This is a genomic window from Stenotrophomonas sp. SBJS02 (genome assembly GCF_020428325.2).
GTDB lineage: Bacteria > Pseudomonadota > Gammaproteobacteria > Xanthomonadales > Xanthomonadaceae > Stenotrophomonas > Stenotrophomonas africana.
The window spans coordinates 4,775,001-4,796,835 of sequence record NZ_CP109812.1 but is presented as its reverse complement, the minus strand read 5'-3'; the positions used below and the strand labels follow the sequence as shown (position 1 = coordinate 4,796,835).

At 68.4% G+C, this 21,835-nt stretch carries 19 protein-coding genes (1 of these 19 running past the window's edge); 10 read left to right on the top strand and 9 right to left on the bottom strand.

The window, feature by feature from the left end:
* Position 1 precedes the first annotated feature (1 nt).
* From FQS62_RS22065 to FQS62_RS22040, 6 genes are all read right to left on the bottom strand, one after another.
* Positions 2-400, bottom strand: coding sequence for a hypothetical protein (locus tag FQS62_RS22065; RefSeq protein ID WP_088480460.1), 399 nt, complete (start codon positions 398-400; stop codon positions 2-4).
* A 61-nt stretch (positions 401-461) separates the two neighbouring features.
* A complete protein-coding gene (locus FQS62_RS22060) occupies positions 462-2,501 on the bottom strand; it encodes an FUSC family protein (protein ID WP_107380763.1) in 2,040 nt (679 codons plus the stop codon).
* A 3-nt stretch (positions 2,502-2,504) separates the two neighbouring features.
* Positions 2,505-3,965, bottom strand: coding sequence for an efflux transporter outer membrane subunit (locus tag FQS62_RS22055; protein WP_208044132.1), 1,461 nt, complete (start codon positions 3,963-3,965; stop codon positions 2,505-2,507).
* A complete protein-coding gene (locus FQS62_RS22050) occupies positions 3,962-4,879 on the bottom strand; it encodes an efflux RND transporter periplasmic adaptor subunit (protein WP_208044133.1) in 918 nt (305 codons plus the stop codon). Before FQS62_RS22050 ends, FQS62_RS22055 begins: the two co-directional genes overlap by 4 nt.
* A complete protein-coding gene (locus tag FQS62_RS22045; RefSeq protein WP_010487502.1) occupies positions 4,876-5,085 on the bottom strand; it encodes a DUF1656 domain-containing protein in 210 nt (69 codons plus the stop codon). The genes FQS62_RS22050 and FQS62_RS22045 overlap by 4 nt, the downstream gene beginning before the upstream one ends.
* 108 nt (positions 5,086-5,193) lie before the next feature.
* Positions 5,194-5,649, bottom strand: a complete 456-nt coding sequence (locus FQS62_RS22040; RefSeq protein WP_012481667.1) for a MarR family winged helix-turn-helix transcriptional regulator — start codon at positions 5,647-5,649, stop codon at positions 5,194-5,196.
* Positions 5,650-6,258: 609 nt separating this feature from the next.
* On the opposite strand from FQS62_RS22040, the gene folE reads away from it, so the two are divergent.
* From folE to FQS62_RS22020, 4 genes are all read left to right on the top strand, one after another.
* Positions 6,259-6,870, top strand: coding sequence for a GTP cyclohydrolase I FolE (folE, locus tag FQS62_RS22035; protein WP_099590169.1), 612 nt, complete (start codon positions 6,259-6,261; stop codon positions 6,868-6,870).
* A gap of 112 nt (positions 6,871-6,982) precedes the next feature.
* Positions 6,983-8,452 (top strand): DUF3375 domain-containing protein, encoded by a 1,470-nt coding sequence (locus tag FQS62_RS22030; protein ID WP_049447085.1) that lies wholly within the window; start codon positions 6,983-6,985, stop codon positions 8,450-8,452.
* Positions 8,439-9,140, top strand: coding sequence for a DUF4194 domain-containing protein (locus FQS62_RS22025; protein WP_005421303.1), 702 nt, complete (start codon positions 8,439-8,441; stop codon positions 9,138-9,140). The genes FQS62_RS22030 and FQS62_RS22025 overlap by 14 nt, the downstream gene beginning before the upstream one ends.
* Positions 9,141-9,156: 16 nt before the next feature.
* Complete coding sequence (locus tag FQS62_RS22020; RefSeq protein WP_049447083.1) at positions 9,157-12,537, top strand: ATP-binding protein; 3,381 nt, start codon at positions 9,157-9,159, stop codon at positions 12,535-12,537.
* A 106-nt stretch (positions 12,538-12,643) separates the two neighbouring features.
* Here FQS62_RS22020 and FQS62_RS22015 read toward each other — a convergent pair whose 3' ends face one another.
* Positions 12,644-13,423, bottom strand: a complete 780-nt coding sequence (locus FQS62_RS22015) for a sulfite exporter TauE/SafE family protein (RefSeq protein WP_014039007.1) — start codon at positions 13,421-13,423, stop codon at positions 12,644-12,646.
* A gap of 101 nt (positions 13,424-13,524) precedes the next feature.
* Here FQS62_RS22015 and FQS62_RS22010 point away from each other — a divergent pair, with 101 nt between their 5' ends.
* On the top strand, positions 13,525-13,917 hold the full coding sequence (locus FQS62_RS22010) for a YchJ family protein (protein ID WP_049447081.1): 393 nt from the start codon (positions 13,525-13,527) through the stop codon (positions 13,915-13,917).
* A gap of 3 nt (positions 13,918-13,920) precedes the next feature.
* On the opposite strand, the gene FQS62_RS22005 is transcribed toward FQS62_RS22010, so the two are convergent.
* Positions 13,921-15,201 (bottom strand): GGDEF domain-containing protein, encoded by a 1,281-nt coding sequence (locus FQS62_RS22005; protein ID WP_088481122.1) that lies wholly within the window; start codon positions 15,199-15,201, stop codon positions 13,921-13,923.
* A 150-nt stretch (positions 15,202-15,351) separates the two neighbouring features.
* Here FQS62_RS22005 and egtB point away from each other — a divergent pair, with 150 nt between their 5' ends.
* From egtB to FQS62_RS21980, 5 genes are all read left to right on the top strand, one after another.
* Positions 15,352-16,623: an ergothioneine biosynthesis protein EgtB gene (gene egtB / locus FQS62_RS22000; RefSeq protein WP_164159169.1), complete on the top strand. Its 1,272-nt coding sequence runs from the start codon at positions 15,352-15,354 to the stop codon at positions 16,621-16,623.
* Positions 16,620-17,594: an L-histidine N(alpha)-methyltransferase gene (gene egtD, locus FQS62_RS21995; RefSeq protein WP_208043256.1), complete on the top strand. Its 975-nt coding sequence runs from the start codon at positions 16,620-16,622 to the stop codon at positions 17,592-17,594. The genes egtB and egtD overlap by 4 nt, the downstream gene beginning before the upstream one ends.
* A gap of 84 nt (positions 17,595-17,678) precedes the next feature.
* The gene (locus FQS62_RS21990; protein WP_088481125.1) at positions 17,679-18,947 is read left to right on the top strand and encodes a lytic murein transglycosylase; all 1,269 of its coding nucleotides are present in this window, start codon (positions 17,679-17,681) and stop codon (positions 18,945-18,947) included.
* Positions 18,948-18,987: 40 nt separating this feature from the next.
* Positions 18,988-19,854, top strand: a complete 867-nt coding sequence (locus tag FQS62_RS21985; protein WP_208043258.1) for a D-hexose-6-phosphate mutarotase — start codon at positions 18,988-18,990, stop codon at positions 19,852-19,854.
* 50 nt (positions 19,855-19,904) lie between these two features.
* A complete protein-coding gene (locus FQS62_RS21980; RefSeq protein ID WP_208043260.1) occupies positions 19,905-20,678 on the top strand; it encodes a DUF2628 domain-containing protein in 774 nt (257 codons plus the stop codon).
* Positions 20,679-20,684: 6 nt separating this feature from the next.
* On the opposite strand, the gene FQS62_RS21975 is transcribed toward FQS62_RS21980, so the two are convergent.
* Positions 20,685-21,835: the 3' portion of a benzoate/H(+) symporter BenE family transporter gene (locus FQS62_RS21975; RefSeq protein ID WP_208043261.1), read on the bottom strand. 37 nt of this gene lie beyond the right edge of the window; only the last 1,151 of its 1,188 coding nucleotides appear in the window; its start codon lies off the right edge, out of view; the stop codon is at positions 20,685-20,687.

Genomic DNA, 21,835 nt, shown 5'->3' with positions numbered 1-21,835 from the left:
GTCATTCCGCGATCAACACCAGCCCATCCGGGAACACGATCGCGGCTTCATCGGCACTCACGTCGAAGAAGCCCACGCCGTGCTTCTCGGCCAGATCCTGCACGCGCCCGTGCGCGCGCTCGGCCACCGAGTACGCGAAGGCGCCATAGATCACCTGCTGACCGATGCTGTACTCGGTCACTTCGGCACGATCGTCATCGTCGTTGCTCAATGGGCCGTTCAACGGCGGGAATTCCTGCGCCATCTCCGCGAACCATGCCCGCAGCGCGGGGCTGCTGACCGCCGGATCGTCGTACTCGTGGCGTTCGTTCCACTGCGTTTGCTTTTCGAACCAGGCGATGAATGCCGTTGCCTCACGTGGGGCGGCACTGGCCTCGAACACCATCATGTCGTAACTCATTGAACCATCCTGCTGCCGTGGCGAAAGGCTGCCGGGCATCGCCCGGCGCCACCGATCATTATCAGGCTGATGCAGCGTCGGCGTCCGCCCACCCCGGCGCCAGCGCCTTCGCCTCCGGGAACAGCGCGAAGCGCAGGCCGATCAGGCCCATCAGCGCCTCGTCGCGGGCCTTGCAGGCGGCCACGCTGCCGACCCGTCCCAGCGAGGTATCCAGCCGCTCGCGCAACGCGTCGGCTGCCACGATCGGCTTGCGCGCAGCGATCTGCCGGCGGTAGTGCACGGCGACCTCTTCCAGGATGTGCTCGACCGCTTCGCGGCTGCGCTCGGGCAGTTCCAGCCGGGCGCGGCGCAACTGCAGGATGTTCAGGCCGATGCGCGCTTCATTGAGCATGTCCACCGAGGCGATGTCGCTGCCCTCCGGCGTTGCTGCCAGGCGCGGCGCGAGCAGGCCCAGCAGGTCCAGCATGCGTGCGGCGAAGCGCTGGCGGTCCTGCTGGCCACGGCCTTCGGCGGCTTCGGCCAGCGTGGTCCAGCCCTGCCGCACCAGCCGGCGCGCGGTCCACTCGGCGCCCACCGAACGGAACAGGCGGGTCATCACCACCGCAAAGCCAATGCCGATGAACATCGCGATGGACGAGTTGAGGAAGGTCTGGATGTTGGCGCTGTAGGTGTTCTGCAGGCTCAGCAGCGCCGCCAGGTTCACTGTCAGCGGTAGTGCGAACAGCGCGCTCTTGGGGTGATGCAGCATCAGCCCCAGCGGCAGGAACGCCACCGCCAGCACCAGCGCCAGCAGGCCGAAGTCGTGCACGGCCGGGAACACGCCGAACAGATACACGCCGGCCACCACCGAGGCGACCATCGCCCATACCAGGAACGACACCATGCTCGGTGCCGGATCGTCCTGCGCGGCGAAGAACGCGGCGGTCACCGCGGCCATCATCGCGCCGTTGCCACCGCCCTCCCAACCCAGCGCGATCCACAGCACGCAGTAGCTCATCAGTGCCACGCCGGCACTGAGCGCGGAGAACAGCGCCATGCCGTAGTCGACGTGCTTGTCGGCGGCCACGCGTTCGGTGCGGATGCGGTAGTGCGCGCGGTCCAGCGGCGCGGTGCCGTGGTCAATCGCGTGCTGCAGGGTGCGGCAGTCCTGCCACAGGTCCACCAGTTCCTCCAGGCGCAGCAGCAGGCTGGCCAGCTGCAGGTGCTGCAGGTCGCGGTCCACCTGCGGCTTCAGCGCGCTGATGCGTGCGCGCAGGCGGGCGTACTCACTGGCGTTGGTGGGCCCGTCCAGCCAGTCATGGATGTCGTCGATCAGCTCCGGCAGGCCTTCCGGCAGGGCCTGGCCATGGCTGCGCAGTGCGCTCAGGCGGTCGGCGATCGAGGACAGCACCGGCAACAGCAGCAGCATGCGCTCGCGCAGCCGCTCCATCGACACCGCCGATCCGGCATGGCGCGGATCGTCACGGCGCAGGAACTCGATCAACGCCTCGAACTGCACCAGGTCGGCGGCCAGCCGGTTGCGCGGCGCATGCGCGCGGCCACGTTCAAGGATCTGCCGGCACCACTGCGCGGCGTCCTCCATCCAGTTGCCGATGCGGGCGCGCAGCATCGGGCGTACCGAGGCCGGGAACAGCAGCGAGGCGAACAGCACCGCCACCACCGTGCCGAGGATGATCTCCTCGCTGCGTGCCACCACCGTGTCGAAGATGGTCTCCGGCGAGGTCACCGCCGGAAAGCCGATGAAGGCGGTGGTGTAGCCGGCCAGCAGGAAGGCATAGCCGCGCGGGCCACGGTTGAGCAGGGCCATGAACAGGCAGCCGGCCAGCCAGATCGACATCGCCGCGCTCAGCACCAGCGGCGTTTCCACCAGCGCCGGCAGCACCAGCAGGGTGGCCAGGCCGGCCACCAGGGTGCCAACGATGCGGTACACGCCCTTGGCCCGGGTCGGGCCCAGTAGTGGCTGGCTGACGATGTACACCGTGCCCATCGCCCAGTACGGGCGCGACAGGTTGCCGGCCATGGCGATGTACAGCGCGGCCACCGCGGCCAGGTAGGTCTTGATCGAGAACAGCCAGGCCTGGCGGTCGGTAAGCGCGTTCATGACTTACTTCGCCGCGGTCGGGGTGCCGGCCGCAGCGGCAGTGGCCTGCCAGCCGCCACCCAACACCAGGAACAGGTGGATCTGGTCGCGCGAGACCTGCGCTTCGGCAGCCGCCAGGGTGGCATCGCTGGTGGCCAGGCTGCGGTCGGCATCCAGGCTGGACAGGTACGGCGTACGGCCACCCTGGTACAGCCGGCGGTTCTGCTCGGCGGCCAGCGCGGCCTGCTCCTGCGCGATGCGCAGTGACTGCAGCCGGCGCAGGTCCTGTGCATAGCGGTCCAGCGCGGTCTGGGTCTCACGCAGCGCCTGCAGCACGGTGTGGTCGAACTCGGCCAGGGCCGCGTCGGCACCGGCCTCGGCGGCGTGGATGCGCGCGTGGGTGCCTGACGACGGCAGCGTCCACGAGATCAGCGGGCCGATCGACCATTGCTGGGTCATCGGCGTGCCGAAGTCCTCCAGCAGGCCGGCGGCACCGAGCGAGGCACCCAGGCGGATGTCCGGGTACAGCTCGGCGGTGGCCACACCAATCCGCGCGGTGGCCGAGGCCAGCTTGCGCTCGGCCTGGCGCACGTCCGGGCGGCGCTGCAGCAGCGCGCGGCCATCACCAACCGGCAACGGCTGCGCCAGGCCGGGGGCGTGCGCACAGTCGATCACGCCGGCCGGCAGCTGGCCCGGGGTCTTCCCGAGCAGGGCGGCCAGCGAGTAGGCGGCCGCCGAGCGCTGCGCATGCAGCGGCGGCAGTGCAGCCTCCAGCAGCGCCACCTGGGCGTTGGCGCGGGCCAGTTCCGGCGGCGTGCCACGGCCCGCCGCGATCAGGCGCTCGGTGACCGTGCGGCTGCGCTGCTGCAGCTGCAGCGAATGCTCGGCCACGTGCAGTTCGTGGTTGGCGTGGCAGATCTCCAGGTAGCTGTCGGCCACCTGCGCCACCACGCTGACCTGGGCCAGGTCGCGCGCAGCAGCGACCGACTGCTCGTCGGCACGCGCTGCTTCGGCGCCGCGCTTGAGCTTGCCGAACAGGTCGAACTGGTAGCTGACCGCGAACTTGCCATCGGCCAGGTTGATCACCGGCAGCTCGTGCTCCTGCAGGAACGATTCGGCCGACAGCTGCGCGCGGCTGACGCCGGCCTCGGCCTCGTACTCGAAGCCACCGGCGTCCAGCGCCTGTTCGTACACCGCCGCGGCACGACGCAGATGTGCATCGGCGGCCTTGAGCTCGACGTTGTCACGCAGCGCCTGGGTGATCAGGCCGTCCAGCACCGGGTCGTTGTACAGCGACCACCAGCGGTCGGGCAGCGCCTCGTTGGCGGCCACCTGCGGGTTCTGCGTATCGATGAAGGCTGCATTGGCCTCCGGGCGCTTGAAGGCCGAGCCTTCCGGCAGGGCGTAATCCGGGCCGACGGTCCTGCAGGCCGCCAGGCTGGCCAGCGCAACGATCAGACCGAGACGGGGCAGGGCGGTGTTCACAGGCCCGCCTGTGTCGGCGCAGTGCCGGCCTTGTCGTTGTGCGGATGGCGGCCGGTGTCCACGGTCACCGTGGCGGTGCGGCCGGCGATCAGTTCCACGCCCTGGGGTACTTCGTCGATGGCGATGCGCACCGGAATGCGCTGTGCCAGCCGCACCCAGTCGAAGGCCGGGGTCACGTTCGGCAGCAGGGTGCTGCCGTTGCTGCGGTAGCGGTCCTCGATGCCGGCGGCTATGCTCTCGACATGGCCGCGCAGCGGTGCCGATTCGCCCATCAGGCGGATGTCCACACGCTGTCCCGGGGCGACGCCGCGCAGGCGGGTTTCCTCGAAATAGCCATCGACGCGGAACGAGCCGGTATCCAGCAGTGCCAGCACCGGCTTGCCGGCCACCACGTAGTCGCCTACGCGCAGGGTGCGGTCGTTGACCCGGCCATCGGCCGGTGCGCGCACCTCGGTACGCCCCAGGTTGAGCTCGGCCAGGTCGACCGCCGCCTGTGCGGTGGCCAGCGCAGCCTGTGCGGCCTGCAGCTTGGCGCGGCGCACTTCGGCGTCCTCGGCGGCGACCAGGTCCTGCAGGCTGCGGTCACGGCCGATCTCGCGGCGCAGCTGCGCCACCGATGCCTGGCGCTCGGCCAGGCTGGCGCGGGCCTGCTCCAGCGCGATGCGGTAGCGGGCGCGGTCGACCACGAACAGCAGGTCACCCTTCTTCACCGCCTGGTTGTCGGCCACCTGCACCGTTTCCACCAGCCCGGACACGTCCGGCGCCACCTGCACCACGTCGGCGCCGACATGGGCATCGCGGGTCCACGGCTCATCCATGTAATAGACCCACAGCTGGCGCAGCACCAGCAGGGCGATGATCACGGCTGCGCTGGTGAGCAGCACCGGCAGGGTCTTCTTCACGATCTTGTTCACGATTGCATCCAACGCAGGAGGTGGAACAGCAGGCCAAGCACGATCCCGTACAGGGCCAGGTTGAACAGCGCCGGGTGCCATACGTGGCGATAGGCGCCGGCACGCTGCAGCAGCGCGTGCAGGCCGCTGTTGACCAGATAGGCCAACAACATCAACCCGAGCAGGGTCGGGACGAACACTCCGTGGAGACTGAATTCACCGGGCATCGGTAGGGGCGGGGGCGAGGTGGGGGAGGGGAGGAACAACGAAACAACAGCAACGGGTAAAAGCCGCTGGCGTGTGCACGGCAGCGGCGGTATTCGGGGGCAGCGGTCTTACGTGATGCGGTCGGCGGCCTCGGCCAGCAGGCGCCATGCCTTCAGCACGGCATGCAGTTCATCCATGGAAAGCTCGCCGAACACGTCCTGGCGCAGGCCGATCAACTGGTCTTCCAGCTCGCTGACCAGGGCATGGCCTGCGTCGGTCAGCCACAGCAGGTTGGCGCGGCGATCACTGGCGTCGCTCTCGCGGCGGACCAGGTCGCTGGCGCACAGCTTGTCCAGCAGGCGCACCAGGGAAGGACCCTCCATGCCCAGCTGCTGGGCCAGCGCCACCTGACGGATGCCACCGCCGGAGCGGCCGATCATCAGCAGGGGCATGGTGCACGCGGTGGAGATGCCGTAGCTGCCGAGCCGGCTGTCGGCCAGGCGCTGCCACTGCCGCCCTGCGTACAGCAGGCCGGAGCTGAGCTGCATCTGCAGCACGGTGCGCTCGTCGAGGGGTCGGTCCATAAGAGATAGATAGGATACTACTAATTTCATTCCTATCAATGGGTTTTTATGAATGGGTGGGTGTGTTGAGGAAAGCGTTGCGCCTGCCTGGTGTCGGGTGGGGCAGCGGGGGCCGGACGGTGCAGGACACGCCGTGAACCCATCCATGGGGGCTCGGCCGCGGCATCCCTGCCGCGGACGTCCTGCCCCGCCCGGCCCCCGCTGCCTTCCCATCACCCCGCGAGCGCGGTGGGTTGGCTCTTAGAAGCAAGAGCAGAAGCAGTGCGGACCAACGGTCCGCACCCACCAAAGCAGAAGAGACCACAGCAGCGGCGCGCTGCTTCCGAAGTCATGAACCCCCGCTTTTGCCCCCGCTTTCGGGCGGTCCGGCCGCGCCCGCAGGAAACCGTCAGGGAGGGGGAGAGGGGGCTGCGCAGGACCGTTGGCGCCATGGATGGCGCCATCGAGCCCCCAGGGATGGGTTCACGGCGTGTCCTGCGCAGCCCCCTCTCCCCCTCCAGACCGATAGCAACGAGGCGCCGCAAGAACCCCCCGATGAACCGTCCCAACAGGACGACCCACCCCCCGGTCGGGTACGATGCTCGCCCCCCGTTCGGGACGCTGTACGCAATGAGCAAGAACAACGAAAAGGCCGCCCCGCAGGGCGCCGTGACCCAGGACCAGGCCGAGGATGCCGTGCGCACCCTGCTGCGCTGGGCCGGCGAGGACCCGTCCCGTGAAGGCCTGCTGGATACCCCCCGCCGTGTCGCCGAAGCCTATGGCGACTGGTTCAGCGGTTACCGCGATGACCCGCGCGCCTACATGGAGCGGACCTTCGAGGAAGTGGCCGGCTACGACGAACTGATCGTCCTGCGCGACATCGAGTACGAAAGCCACTGCGAACACCACATGGCGCCGATCATCGGCCGCGTGCACGTCGGCTACCTGCCGGCCGGCAAGGTGGTGGGCATCAGCAAGCTGGCCCGTGTCGTCGAAGCCTATGCCCGCCGTTTCCAGGTGCAGGAAAAGATGACCGCACAGATCGCCCAGTGCATCCAGGATGTGCTGCAGCCGATCGGTGTCGGCGTGGTCGTCGAAGGCGCCCACGAATGCATGACCACCCGCGGCATCCACAAGCGCGGCGTCAGCATGGTCACCTCGAAGATGCTGGGCAGCTTCCGCGACGACGCGCGTACCCGCGCCGAGTTCCTGCGCTTCATCGAAGTGGGCGGCAAGCGCTGAGCCGCTTGCCCGCGCCCCGCCGGCCCCTGCGGGCCGGTATGCCCACGGCTGCCCGCGCGGCCGCCGTGGGCGGCTGCTCGTCCCCGCCAGCCCTCATGAATCCTTTCGCTGCATGAAGCACCGCGAACGCATCTCCCGTTACCGCCATCTGCGCGAACAGCCCCAGTGGAAGCTGCTCGCCGCCGACCACGCTCCGGAAATCATCGGCCTGCTGCAGGGGCTGCTGATGGACGGCGAGCGCACGCTGTCGTCGTCGGTGCTCAACGAGCGCCTGCAGCGTGCGTTGGACCAGCTCAACGGCGACGAACTGTCGCGCGAGCTGCCGCGTACCGCGCAGGCCTACATCGCGCACTGGCTGGCCCAGGGCTGGCTGGAACGCCGCCTGCCCGAAGGCGCCGACCAGGAGCAGTACGAGCTGTCGACCGCGGCACTGCAGGCGATCCGCTTCGCCGACGGCCTTGAGCAGGCCCGCGTGGCCGCCACCGAAAGCCGCTTGGCGCTGGTCATCGAACAGCTCTCGCAGTTGGCCGCGCAGACCGAATCCGATCCGGACGCACGCCTGTCGGCACTGCGCGACGAGCGTGACCGCATCGACGCCGAGATCGCCCGCGTCGGCGCCGGCCGCGTGATCGCGCTGGATGGCAAGCGCGCGCTGGAACGTGCGCGCCAGATCATCGGCCTGGCCGACGAGCTGACCGAGGACTTCCGCCGCGTGCGCGACGACTTCGAGCAGCTCAACCGCGATTTCCGCGAACGCATCATCGACGACGAGGGCGAACGCGGGGACGTGCTGTCGCAGCTGTTCGAAGGCGTGGACGTAATCGGCGAGAGCGATGCCGGCCGCAGCTTCCAGGCGTTCTGGCGCCTGCTCAACGACGCCGAACAGAGCGCCCAGCTCGATGCCGCGCTGGAAGCGGTGCTGGCACGTGGCTTTGCGCGACGCCTGGACCGCAACGAACGCAACTTCCTGCGCGGCTTCACCAGCACCATGCTTGAGCGCGGTGGCCAGGTGCACGACGTGCTGCAGAACTTCGCGCGCAGCCTGCGCGGTTTCGTGCAGAGCCGTGGCTATCTGGAACAGCGCCGCCTCAACCAGCTGCTGAAGCAGGCGCAGTCCGAAGCGCTGGCCCTGCGCGACGAGTTCCCCGCACAGCGTGGCATCGGCCGTGACCTGCAGCTGACCACCAGCCGCCTGCGCTCGTGGTCGCAGTGGAGGCTGCACGATCCGCGCAGCGCCCAGGTCGATGGCAACGTCGAGTACAACGACGCCGCCGCGATCAGCCTGGAAAGCGTCGGCGATCTGGTCGCTTCATCCGAAATCGACTTCCGCACCCTGCGCCGCGACCTGCATGATCTGCTCGATGCACAGCCGCGGCTCAGCATCGCCCAGGCCCTGTCGCAGCGCGAAGCACCGCAGGGTCTTGGCAGCGTCATCGGCTACCTGTCGCTGGGCACGCGCTTCGGCAACGTGATCGCCGGTGAGCAGGAGCTTGCCGAATGGCGTGGTGGCGACGGCCAGGTCCGTCGCGCCCGCATCCCGCTGGTTTGGTTCACCCAGGAGAGACGCCATGAGCTGGCATGAAGATCCCATCGACGCACCGCAGGCCGACGTGGCGGAAGACGCCTACGAAGCCGAACCGGTGGCGGCCGTGGCGCAGCCCCGCCGTGGCAACGACGTGTACTACCTCGGCGATACCGGGCGCCTGCCGCTGGACGCACGCCGCGCGCTGTGCCAGCTGCTGATCGGCCCCAGCATCGACCAGCTGCGCCACGCCAAGCTGTGGCCGGCACTGATCCGCAGCGAGGCGGCCATCCGCTCCTCGCTGGCGGACCTGTTCCTGGAACTGGTGCTCGACCGTGACAGCGGCGTGGCCTTCACCCGCCAGGCCGATACCGAAGACGTGGATGCGCCGGTGCTGCTGCGCACCTCGCCGCTGACCTTCATCGATTCGGTGCTGCTGCTGTACCTGCGCCAGCAGCTGGCCGAGGCCGATGCGCGCGGCAACCGCGCGGTGGTCGCCGACGCCGAGATGGCCGAAGCGCTGGCCATCTACGAAAAGAACCTGTCCACCGACCGCGCCGGCTTCAATCGCCGCGTCGCTTCGGCGGTGCAGAAGATGAAGGACAACCACATCCTGACCCGCCTCAGCGGCCAGGAAGACCGCCACGAAGTCTCGCCGGCGCTGAAGCTGCTGTTCTCCGCCGAAGACGTGTCCCAGCTCTCGGCGGTCTACCGCCAGCTGCGCGAAACCCCGGCCGCCGAGGCCTGAGAGACCCGACCATCGCATGGCTATCTCCAAGCACACTCCCGCCCTGTTCAACGAAGGCCTGCCGGACCCGCGCCTGCAGCAGTTCCGCATGCGCCGCCTGCAGGTGCACAACTGGGGCACCTTCAACGGCCTGACCGAAGTGCCGATCGCCGAGCGCGGCTTCCTGTTCGTCGGCCGTTCCGGCTCGGGCAAGTCGACCCTGCTCGATGCCATGTCCGCACTGCTGACGCCGCCGGCCATCGTCGACTTCAACGCCGCCGCGCGTGAAGCCGAGCGCAGTGGCCGCGACCGCAACCTGGTGTCCTACGTGCGTGGCGCGTGGGCTGACCAGCAGGACAGCGGCACCGGCGAAATCGCCACCCAGTACCTGCGCAAGGGCGCGACCTGGACCGCACTGGTGCTGGAATACCGCGCCGGCGATGGCCGCGTGGTGAGCCTGGTGCGCCTGCTGTGGATCTCCGGCAATGGCACCTCGGCCGGCGACGTGCGCAAGCACTACATGATCGCCGAGCGTCCGTTCGACATCGCCAAGGATCTTGGCGGCTTCGATCTGGACCTGCGCAAGCTCAAGCAGAAGCTGTCCGACCTGCACCACTTCGACACCTTCTCCGGCTACGCCGAGCGCTTCCGTGATCTGCTCGGCATTGATAACGAGATGGCGCTGCGTCTGCTGCACAAGACGCAGTCGGCGAAGAACCTGGGCGACCTGAACGTCTTCCTGCGCGACTTCATGCTCGACACGCCGAAGACCTTCGACGCCGCCGAGCGCCTGGTCAGCGACTTCGCCGAGCTCGATGGCGCGCACCAGGCGGTGGTCACCGCCCGTCGCCAGGTGGAGACCCTGCTGCCGGCACGCGCCTACTACAACGACCTGAAGGAAATGCACCGCCGGCGTGGCGACGACGAAGCCCTCAAGCTCGGCGTCGACAGCTTCCGTGAAAGCCGCCGCCAGGCGCTGATCGAAGCCCGCCTGCGCGAGATGGACGTGCGTGACCGTGGCCTGCTCGGCGAAGAAGCCCAGCGCCGTGCCGCACTGGACAACCACACCGAGCGCCTGGCCGAGCTGGAACTGCAGCGCCGCCAGCAGGGCGGTGAGCGCATCGAGGAACTGGAGCGCGAGCAGGGCCGTGCCGAAGCCGAGCGCGACCGCCGCAAGGCCAAGCGCGAACAGGCAAGCCAGGCCGCCCAGCAGCTGCAGGCCGAACTGCCGGACGACGCCCACGGCTTCGCCGAACTGGTCGAGCGCGCGCAGAACGAACTGCAGGATCGCCAGCGTGCCTCTTCGGCGCTGGACGATGCGATCAGCGATCGCCTGGGCGGCAAGCGCGATGACGAGCGCCGCTTCGGCGAAGTCCGTGCGGAACTCGAAGCGATGCAGCGCACGCCCTCCAACATCCCGGCGCCGATGCAGAAGCTGCGCGCGCGCCTGGCCGAGGAAACCGGCATTGCCGAGGCGGCGCTGCCGTTTGTCGGCGAGCTGATCCAGGTCCGCTCGGAAGAGCAGGGCTGGCAGGGCGCCATCGAGCGTGTGCTGGGCGGCTTCGCGTTGTCGCTGCTGGTCGATGACAAGCATTACAACGACGTCGCCGAGTGGGTGAACCGTACCCACCTGGGCATGCGCTTCACCTATTACCGTGTGCGCCGCAACGACGATGCGTTTGCCCGTGAGCCGTCGGCGAAGTCGCTGCTGCACAAGCTGGAACTGCGCGAGCACGTGTTCGAAAGCTGGCTGCGCCGCGAGCTCGGCAAGCGATTCGACTACGAATGCGTGGATGCCAAGCAGCTGCGCAACGTCGACCGCGGCATCACCCGCGAAGGCCAGGTCAAGCACCCGGGTGACCGCTTCGAGAAGGATGACCGCAGTGCGGTGGGCGACCGCCGCCGCTGGATCCTCGGCTTCAACAACCACGACAAGGTGGGCGCCTTCGAGCGTGAAGCACAGGAACTGGCCAAGCGCATCGCCAGCTGCGAGACCGACATCGCGCGCCTGCGTGGGCAGCGTGACCGCGACAACGAACGTCGCCTGGCCTGCCACGAGCTGGTCAGCATCAGCTGGAACGAGATCGACATCGCCGCCCCGCAGCAGCGCCTGACCGATATCGAGGCCACCCTGCGCGACCTGCGCGAAGGCAATGCGGACCTGGCCAAGCTGGCCAAGCAGATCGACGCGGTGCGCGCCGACATCGAGCAGGCTCGCCGCACCTATGAAGACGTCCGCGTCGAGCGCGGGCAGCTGGTCAAGGAGCGCGATCGCCTCGACCGCGCGCGACAGCAGAGTCGTGCGCTGGTGTTGCCGAGCCTGGCCCAGGAGCAGGAAGCCGGCCTTGCCGAGCGCCTGCAGGAACAGGGCCCGCTCAGCCTGGAAACGCTGGAAGCGCACATGCGCCAGGTCAGCAACGCGCTGAACGAGCAGCTGTCGTCCTCGCAGCAGGACCTCAACCGCATCGAGAACCAGCTGATCGGTTGCTTCCGCCGCTTCATCCAGCAGTGGCCGGAGGAATCGGGTGACTTCACCGTGTCGGTGGCGTCGGCCGAGGACTTCCTCGCACGCTTGGAACGACTCGAGCGCGATGGCCTGCCGCAGCACGAAGAGCGCTTCTTCGATCTGCTGCAGAACCAGAGCAAGAACAACCTGCTTGCGCTGCAGCGCCATAGTGCCGAAGCCCGCAAGTCGATCGGCCAGCGCCTGGACGAAGTGAACGCCAGCCTGGAGCAGGTGCCGTTCAACCGTGGCACGCTGCTGACCATCGAACTGAGCGACCGTCGCCTGCCGGAAGTCGGCGAGTTCCACCTGCAGCTGCGCGAGGTGCTGTCGCAGCAGCAGACCGAGCAGCGCGAGCTGGCCGAATCGCAGTTCACCGTGCTGCGCCAGCTGGTCAACCGCCTCGGCTCGCAGGAAGGCGAGGACAAGCGCTGGCGCGAGCTGGTGCTGGACGTGCGCATGCATGTGGAGTTCATCGGTGTCGAGCTGGATGCGGAAACGCGCCAGCAGGTCGAGATCTACCGCAGCGGCGCCGGCAAGTCCGGTGGCCAGCGCCAGAAGCTGGCCACCACGTGCCTGGCGGCAGCGCTGCGCTACCAGCTCGGCGGCGCCGACAGCCAGCTGCCCAGCTACGCCGCTGTCGTGCTCGACGAAGCCTTCGACAAGGCCGACAACGAGTTCACCGCGCTGGCGATGAACATCTTCGACAACTTCGGCTTCCAGATGGTAGTCGCCACCCCGCTGAAGTCGGTGATGACGCTGGAACCGTTCATCGGTGGCGCCTGCTTCGTCGAAATCAGCGGCCGCCACGATTCCGGCGTCCTGCTGATCGAGTACGACGAAGAAGGCAAGCGCCTGAAGCTGCCCGAGCGCAGCCGCCAGCAGGCCAACGAACCGGAAGAAGCAGAGGCCTGAGCGCCTCGGTCCATCTACCTGTAGAGCCGAGCCATGCTCGGCTGCTCTTCGCGATGGGAAACCGTGTGCCAACCAAGGTTGGCACCTACCGGGTCATGAGGCGCATTCACGCCCCGCGGAACGTATCCCACGCCATCCGCGCGATCAGCACCACCACCAGCCCCACGAACAGCTTGCGGATGAACGGCGTGCCGCCCTTCAGTGCCAGGCGCGTGCCCACCACCGAACCGATGATGTTGGCTGCCGCCATCGGCAGCGCGAACAGCCACAGGATGTTGCCGGTCGGTACGAAGAACGAGATCGCTGCCACGTTGGTCGCCAGGTTCACCACCTTCGATGCCGCCGAGGCGCGCAGGAAATCCAGGCCGAAGAAGCGCACGAACAGGAAGATCAGGAAGCTGCCAGTGCCCGGCCCGAAGAAGCCATCGTAGAAGCCGATCGCCGCACCGATCGCCAGCGCGATCACCAGCTCGCGGCGACCGATCTCCTGCGGCCGGTGCAGCGCGCCAAAGTCCTTCTTCCACAGCGTGTAGGCCAGCATCGCGATCAGCAGCACCAGCACCAGTGGGCGCACCGCGTCCTTGGGCAGCAGGCTTACCGCAGTGGCTCCGGCGAAGGAGAAGATGAAGGCCGTACCGGCCGCGAACAGCACCGGCTTCCACGGGAAGCGCACGTTGCGCGCATAGCGCCAGGCCGCCGCACCGGTACCGAACATCGAACTGAACTTGTTGGTACCAAACAACATCGCCGGCGTCTGCTGCGGCAGCACCGTGAACAGGCCAGGCAGCTGCACCAGGCCACCGCCACCCACGGCGGCATCCACAAGACCGGCGATGAAGGCGATCACCACCAGCCACCACAACTCAGGGGGAACCAGTTCCAGCACGGCGATCAATCAAGGTGGGGGCGCGACAGCATACGCCTGTCCTGTACCGGCGACCCGTGCCGTACGTGGATCGATCCGTGCAACCCGGCGACAATACGGATATGAGCAAGAAACCTGCCGATCCCTGTCCCTGCGGCCTGCCCGCCGACTATGCGGCCTGCTGCGGCCGCTTCCACGCCGGTGAAGCCGCGCCGGATGCCGAGCGCCTGATGCGTTCGCGCTACAGCGCCTATGCACGGGGCTTGGCCGACTACCTGCGCCAGAGCTGGCACCCGGACACGCGTCCGGCCGAGCTGTCGCTGGATGATGCGCCCGGCCAGCGCACGCATTGGCTGGGCCTGACCGTGCACGAGCACACCGTCACCGGGGCCGACAGCGCCGAGGTCCGGTTCACCGCGCGCTACCGGGTGGGCGGCGGCAGCGCGGTGAAGATGACCGAGCACAGCCGCTTCCTGCGCGTCGACGGCCGCTGGTACTACCTCGACGCTGCCTGAGCCTCAGCCAGCGCGTACTGCCAGCACGTCCTGTTCGGCATACGCGCGCACCTGGTTGCGGCCGCCGTCCTTGGCGACATACAGCGCCTGGTCGGCGGCCTTGACCACGGCCGCCGGGCGCGGACCGACCCGACTGTCGGCCAGACCGATGCTTACGGTTACCTGCACTACCTGTCCGCTACCGCCGCGCCCGCGCTGCTGGCGCCCGGCGTCATCGTCGCGGCTGCGGGTGCTGCGGTCACGCAGCTGCATGCGGGTGTCCTCGATGCTCTGCCGCAGGGCTTCCACGGCATCGACACAGGCTATTGCCGGACGGTCCAGGAACACCACCGCGAACTCCTCGCCGCCATAGCGGAACGCACGACCACCATCGCCTACCCGCGCCAGCCGCGAGGCCACCAGGCGCAGCACGTCGTCGCCGGTGTCGTGGCCGTGGGTGTCGTTGAACGATTTGAAATGGTCCACGTCCACCATCGCGATGCTGTAGGTGCCGTGTGCCCGCTGCAGGGTCTCGTTGAACGCGCGGCGCCCGGGCAGGCCGGTCAGCTCATCGCGGAAGGCCATGTGGAAGGACTCCTGCAGCATCGCGCCCAGCATCAGCAGCAGGGCCGCGCTGCTCAGTGCCGGCAGCAGCACCGGCTGCAGGAACACCCTCGGCAGCATCCACCACAGGCACAGCAGGGCCAGCAGCATCGCCGTGTGCAACGGGCGCGGATGCCGCCAGGCCTGCCCGCCCAGCGCGGCGGTTGCCAGCAGGAACAGCAGCGCTGGCAGCTGCGCCAGCGCGTTCCAGTCGACCGGGATCCACGCCCAGTGACGGTTCGACAGCAGATCGTGCATGCCGCGCGGCTGCTGCGTGGCCAGCAGCAGGAAGATCAGCAGTGCCGTGCCGCTGGCGACGGAGCGCAACAGCAGGTCGTGGCGGCGCCGCCCGCGCTCCGGCCACAACGACAGGCCGGCGAACAGCAATGGCAGCCACGCCGAGATGGCATGGAAGCGCAGCGGTGTCAGCGCGCCGACATGGCCGCTGCGCAGGTAGCCGCCGACATCCTGGTGCAGCAGCGCGAACATGACCGCCACCACCAGCAGCAGGCACAGCGAACGTACCTGGTGGTAGAGCAGGGCAAGGCCGGCGCCGAGGCAGGCCAGCAGCCAGGGCAGGATGCGCTGCGCCGGGCTGGCCACGTCTGCGGTATCCAATGCGGTCCATACCACCACGGCAACCAGCAGGGCGGGCAGCACGAACAGGTAGTGCGCAGGCTGGCGGAGCGGATGCAGGGGCAAGCAGGAATTCCAGCGCGGTGACGACGCGGCCGCAGCATTGCCGTTAGCGGCGTTCGGGGCGGCTTCTTGAATGCGGCAGGCTCATCCATGTGAACGAAGTGACGCCGAACCATGACATCGCACTCACCGTCCAGCGCCGATGCTGACCCCATGGACAGCGTATCCGCCGCCGTCGCTGCCCCGCAGCACGATCTCGCCCACCAGTTCGCACGCGTGCGCGCGCGCAGCATGCAACTGGCCTCGCCGCTCAGCGCCGAGGACGCCATGTTGCAGAGCATGGCCGACGCCAGCCCGAGCAAATGGCACCTGGCCCACACCACCTGGTTCTTCGAACGCTTCGTGCTGGCGGGCTTCGCTGCTGCATCGGCGCATGACCCGGCCTGGGATTACCTGTTCAACAGCTACTACAAGAGCATCGGGCCGGCGCACGCCCGGCCGCAGCGTGGGCTGCTGTCGCGGCCATCGCTGCAGCAGGTGCGCGACTACCGCCAGCAGGTCGATGCACAGGTGCAATCACGGCTGGCGGCAGGCGACCTTGATGAGCAGGCGCTGCAGCACCTGCAGCTGGGCCTGCAGCACGAACAGCAGCACCAGGAGCTGCTGCTCACCGACATCAAGCATGCGTTCTGGTGCAACCCGTTGCAGCCCGCCTACCGCGAGGACCTGCAGCCGGCCACCAGCGCTGCCAGTGCGCAGGGCTGGATCGAATCACCCGAGCGCATCGTCACCATCGGCGCCGCAGCCTGGCCGCAGCACACCGCCTTCGCCTACGACAACGAATCGCCAGCGCATCGCGTGCTGCTCCCCGCGCACGCACTGGCCGAGCGCCCCGTCAGCAATGCCGAGTACCGTGCCTTCATCGATGCCGGCGGCTACCGCGAGCCGCGCTGGTGGCTCAGTGAAGGCTGGGCAGTGCGTGAAGCCGAGGACTGGCGGCATCCGCTGTACTGGGATGACACCCTGCAGCGCGAGTACACCCTGGGCGGTTGGCGCGAACTGGACCCGCATGCGCCGGTCTGCCACCTCAGCTACTACGAGGCCGATGCCTTCGCCCGCTGGGCCGGCGCGCGCCTGCCCAGCGAATTCGAGTGGGAAGCCGCTGCCGCGTCGCACCCGCTGCGCGGCCATTTCGCCGATGACGATCGGCTGCACCCGCAGGCAGCGCCGGGCAGTGGAATGCGGCAGCTGTTCGGCGATGTCTGGGAATGGACCCACAGTGCGTATGGCGCCTATCCGGGCTTCCGCCCGTTCGCCGGTAACCTCGGTGAATACAACGGCAAGTTCATGTGCGGGCAATGGGTGTTGCGCGGCGGCAGCTGCGTGACGCCCCGCGGCCATGTGCGCGCCAGCTACCGCAACTTCTTCATGCCTCCGGCGCGCTGGCAGTTCTCCGGGCTGCGCCTGGCCAGGGACCTCGCATGAGTACGGTGCAGGACGCGCTGCAGGCGCTGACCGATCTCACCCCCGGGCGTCAGCAGATCCTGGCTGACGTGGTGGCCGGGTTGTCGCGCACGCCCCGGCAGCTGCCGTCCAAATATTTCTACGATGCACGTGGCTCGCGCCTGTTCGAGCAGATCACGCAGACCCCCGAGTACTACCCCACGCGCACCGAACTGGCTCTGCTGGCGCGTGTGCTGCCGGACATCGCCCGCACCGTTGGCCCGCGCCTGCACGTGGTGGAGCTGGGCAGCGGCAGCGGACGCAAGACCGCGCTGCTGCTGGCCGCCCTGCACGATCCGGTGGCCTACACGCCGATTGAAATTTCGCGTGCCGCGCTGCTGTCCAGCATCGATCATCTGGCACCGGCACTGCCCCAGGTGGAGATGCTGCCGGTCTGCGCCGACTTCACCCGTCCCGTGGCCGTACCCATGCCCGAACGCGAACCCGCGCGACGGCTGCTGTTCTTCCCCGGCTCCACGCTGGGCAACTTTGAAGGCGAAGACGCGGTCGCACTGCTGCGGGCGATGCGCCAGACAATGGGCCGCGACGGCCTGGCCCTGGTCGGCATCGACCTGCACAAGGACCCGGCGCTGATCGAGGCGGCGTACAACGATGCGCAGGGCGTCACCGCCGCATTCACTCTCAATCTGCTGGCGCGCCTCAACCGTGAGATCGGCAGCGACTTCGACCTCGACGGCTTCCGCCACCGTGCTCGTTACAGCATCGCGCGGCTGCGCATCGAAACCGATCTGGTCAGCCGCTGGGCGCAGGATGTGCATCTGGAGGGACGCACCTTCCACTTTGCCGCCGACGAACCGATTCGCGTGGAGTACAGCCACAAGTACACCGACGACAGCTTCGAGGCCTTGCTGCAGGAGGCAGGACTGCAGGTCACGCAGCGCTGGAATGCCGACAGTCCCGCCTACGGCCTGCGCCTGCTGCGTGCCACCTAGGGCGGACGGCCAGCCGGTGCCCCTTCAGGTTCAGCAGCACCGCTACCCCTAAGATGGCCGCGCAACGGCAACACGGAGGACGCCATGCCCATTCTGACCACGCTCGGCCTGGCGGCCGCTCTCGCCGCGCCCCCCGTGCTGCCTGCAGCATCCGATGCCAGCGTCGATCCGGCCTTCAGCCGCTGCCTGGCGGGCCTGCAGGCCACGGCCGCCAGCCAGGGCATCAGCGCCGACCGCTTCAATGAGATCACCGCCGGCCTGACCCCGGACCCCAGCGTGCTCGGCCTGCTCGATGCGCAGCCGGAATTCACCACGCCGATCTGGGACTACCTGGCCGCGCTGGTCGATCGCCAGCGAGTGGCTGATGGTCGCGCCATGCTGCAGCAGCATCGCGATCTGCTCGATCGGGTGTCGGCGCAGTACGGCGTCGACCCGGCCACCATCGTCGCGGTCTGGGGCGTGGAGAGCGACTACGGCCGCGTGTTCGGCAAGCGTCCGTTGCTGCAGTCACTGGCCACGCTGTCCTGCGCCGGCCGTCGCCAACCCTTCTTCCGCGGTGAACTGCTGGCCCTGCTCAAGCTGATCGACCGCGGCGACCTGCAGGCACAGGGGCTCACCGGCTCCTGGGCCGGTGCCTTCGGGCATACGCAGTTCATGCCCAGCACCTATGCACGCATCGCCGTGGACGGTGATGGCGATGGCCGCCGCGATCTGGTCGGCAGCATTCCCGATGCGCTGGCCTCCACCGCCAACTACCTCAAGCGCGCCGGCTGGCGCAGCGGAGAGCCGTGGGGCATGGAAGTCCGCGTTCCTGCGGGCTTCAACGCCAGCCAGGCCGGCCGCACCCAGCGTCGCGCCCTGGCCGACTGGCGTGCGCAGGGTGTGACCGCGCTGGATGGCAGCGCGTTGGCTCCGGCCAACCTGCCGGCGGATGCGCGCGCTGCCCTGCTGCTGCCGGCCGGCAACAAGGGTCCGGCATTGCTGGTGTTCCGCAACTACGATGCGATCTACAGCTACAACGCCGCGGAAAGCTATGCGCTGGCGATCGCGACGCTGGCTGACCAATTGCGTGGCGGCAACGGGTTGGCCACTGCCTGGCCGACCGACGACCCGGGCCTGGGCCGCGATGAGCGCCGCCAGCTGCAGACCCTGCTCCTGGCCCGTGGCCACGACATCGGTGCCGCCGACGGCATGATCGGTACCGCCACGCGTCGCGCGATCCAGACCGAGCAGCAGCGCCTGGGCTGGAGCGAGGTGGACGGCCGCGCAGGCCAGCGCATCCTGCGCACGCTGCAGGAAGAGGCGGCCGCCACCGCGCCCGCCGGGCAGAAGGCCTTGCCGGCGGCACGTTGACCGCGACATCATCGCCGCGGTCTTCAAGGAGCGTCATCGCATGCAGTCGAATCCGGACATCAGCGCCGGCCTGTATCACGGCCTGGAGGCCTGGCAGGTGCGAACCGCCAACGCCACGGCGGTCGTCAGTGTGTTTGGTGGCCAGCTGCTGTCGTTCATTCCCGATGGGCAGCCCGATCTGCTGTGGCTTTCGCCCACGCGCGCCGAGCTGCCCACGCCCATCCGCGGTGGCGTGCCAGTGTGCTGGCCGTGGTTCGGCCGCCAGGGCCAGAGTGCCGATGTACCGGCGCATGGCCTGGTACGTACCGCGCGCTGGGAGCTTCTGCAGGCCAGCCAGAGCGATGACGGTGAAGTCGAGCTGCAGTTGGCGCCTGCGCCCTGCGCCGATCCCGACCTGCGCCTGCAGATGCAGCTGCGCATCGGCCGCCGGCTGCGCCAGCAGCTGGTCACCGAGAACACCGGAACCTCGCCGGTGACCTTCACCCAGGCCCTGCACAGCTATTTCCGGGTGGGCGATGCCAACCAGGTCGAGGTCGAGGGCCTTGATGGCCTGCAGTACCTGGACAAGTACGAGGACTATGCGCAGCCGCGCCTGCAACAGGGGCCGTGGTCATTGCGCGATCCGCGTGATCCCGGTCGCAGCGATCGCATCTATACCGGTGCCGGCGGCCATTACGTGCTGCGTGACCCCGTACTGCAGCGGCGGATCGAGATCCGCAGCGAAGGCAGCCAGACGCTGGTGGCCTGGAATCCCGGCGCCGAGGCCGCAGCCAGGATGTCCGATGTCGGCGATGGCTGGCACGATTACGTCTGCCTGGAAGTGGCCAACGCCGGCCCGGAGCAGATTACGCTTGCGCCAGGTGCGCGCCATCAGCTGGTGCAGACCCTGGCCAGTGCCGCGCTGTAGGCGCTGGCAGCGATTTCAGTTTGTCGATGCAGGTAGCAAGGACGGAAAACATGCAGGAAGCACAGTGGTGGTACGCCAATGGCAGGCAGAGCAGTGGGCCGGTGGATCTGGCCGGCCTTCGCCAGCTGCAGCGGGAAGGGACGGTTACGGCGCGCACGCTGCTCTGGTGCGAAGGCATGCCCTCATGGCGGCCGTTGGCGGAACTGGAGCAGGCGTCCACGCCCATCGAGGTAGCTCCGGCCCCGGATATCGACGCAGCCCCTGCGGTTGAGGGCATTGCGGCGAGCGTCGGCGATCCGTCCGATCCCTATCGTGCGCCGGTCGCTGTACCGGATAGGGCCGTGGCTGCCGGGCTGGAAGGCGAAATGGCCTTGTACGCCAGCGTGGTCGGCGGCAACTTCCCGATCTATCGCCAGCGCTGGCGGCTGGATCAGGGCATTGCCACGGGCAGTGGCACCTGGCACTGGCCGGCCTTCCTGCTCGGCCTGATCTGGATGATGTACCGCAGGATGTACCGCCTGGCGGCGATGTGGGCCGGCCTGCTGCTGCTGATCAGCGTGGTGGAGACCCTGCTGGGTGTGCCGGATGGCCTGTCGCTGGTCATCACCTTCGCGCTCAGCATCACCACCGGCATCTTTGGCAACAGCTGGTACCTGGCACACTGCCAGCGCCTGATCGCCCAGGCCCGTGCCGTCACCGGCGGCGATGACGCACGGCTGCGCAGCGAGCTGACCGCACGCGGCGGCACCAGCGTGATCGCCACGCTGGTCGCCATCGTCATCGCGGTGGTGCTGAGCATCGTGGGTGCCGCATTGGCGGGGTAGGGCAGGTCAACGGCCCTGATGGGGTCGCAGCACCAGCAGGCACAGCGCACCGGCCACCAGGCCCCAGAACGCTGAGCCGATGCCAGCCAGTGAGACGCCCGAGGCGGTGACCAGGAAGGTGACCAGTGCCGCCTCGCGGTCCCGCTCTACCGCCAGCGCACTGGCCAGGCTGTTGGCGATGGTGCCGAACAGCGCGATACCGGCCACGCAGGCCACCAGCTCCTTCGGGAAGGCGGCGAACAGTGCGGCCACGGTGGCACCGAACAGTCCGATGACGATGTAGAAGGCACCTGCCGCCATGGCGGCGGTATAGCGTCGTGCCGGGTTCTCATGCGCATCGCGGCCCATGCAGATCGCCGCGGTGATTGCTGCCAGGTTCAGCGCGTACGCACCGAACGGTGCCAGCAGCGTATTGACCACACCGATCCAGCCGATCAGCGGCGACACCGGGGCGTCGTAGCCGGATGCCCGCATCACCGCCACGCCCGGAATGTTCTGCGAGGCCATGGTGACCACGAACAGGGGCAGGGCGATGCCGGCCACCGCAGTCCAGGACAAGGATGGGGTCACCCATTGCGGTACCGCCAGCTGCAGCTGCACCTGCTGTGCGTGCAGCAGGCCACGGCTGGCCGCGACCGCGATGCCGACCAGCAGGGTGGCGATGACCGCATAGCGCGGGAACAGGCGGCGTCCGGCCAGCCAGGTGGCGAACATTGCCAGTGCCAGTACCAGTTGGGTGTTCATGGCCACGAACACGTCCAGACCGAAGCGCAGCAGCACCCCGGCCAGCATGCCGGCGGCCAGCGCCATCGGCACCCGCTGCATCAACCGGGCGAAGATGCCGGAGAAGCCTGCCAGCATGCCCAGCACCGCGGCGAGCAGGAATGCACCGGTGGCTTCAGCAAGCGAGGCGCCACCGGCACCGACCACCAGCATCGCCGCGCCCGGTGTCGACCATGCGGTCACCACCGGCACGCGATAGCGCAGCGACAGCCCGATGCAGGTCACACCCATGCCCAGTCCCAGTGCCCACATCCATGAGGCGATCTGTGCCTGGTTGGCACCGACGGCTTGTGCAGCCTGGAACACGATGACGGCCGAACTGGCGAAGCCGACCAGCACAGTAATGAAGCCGGCAACGAGGGCCGGTACTGAAA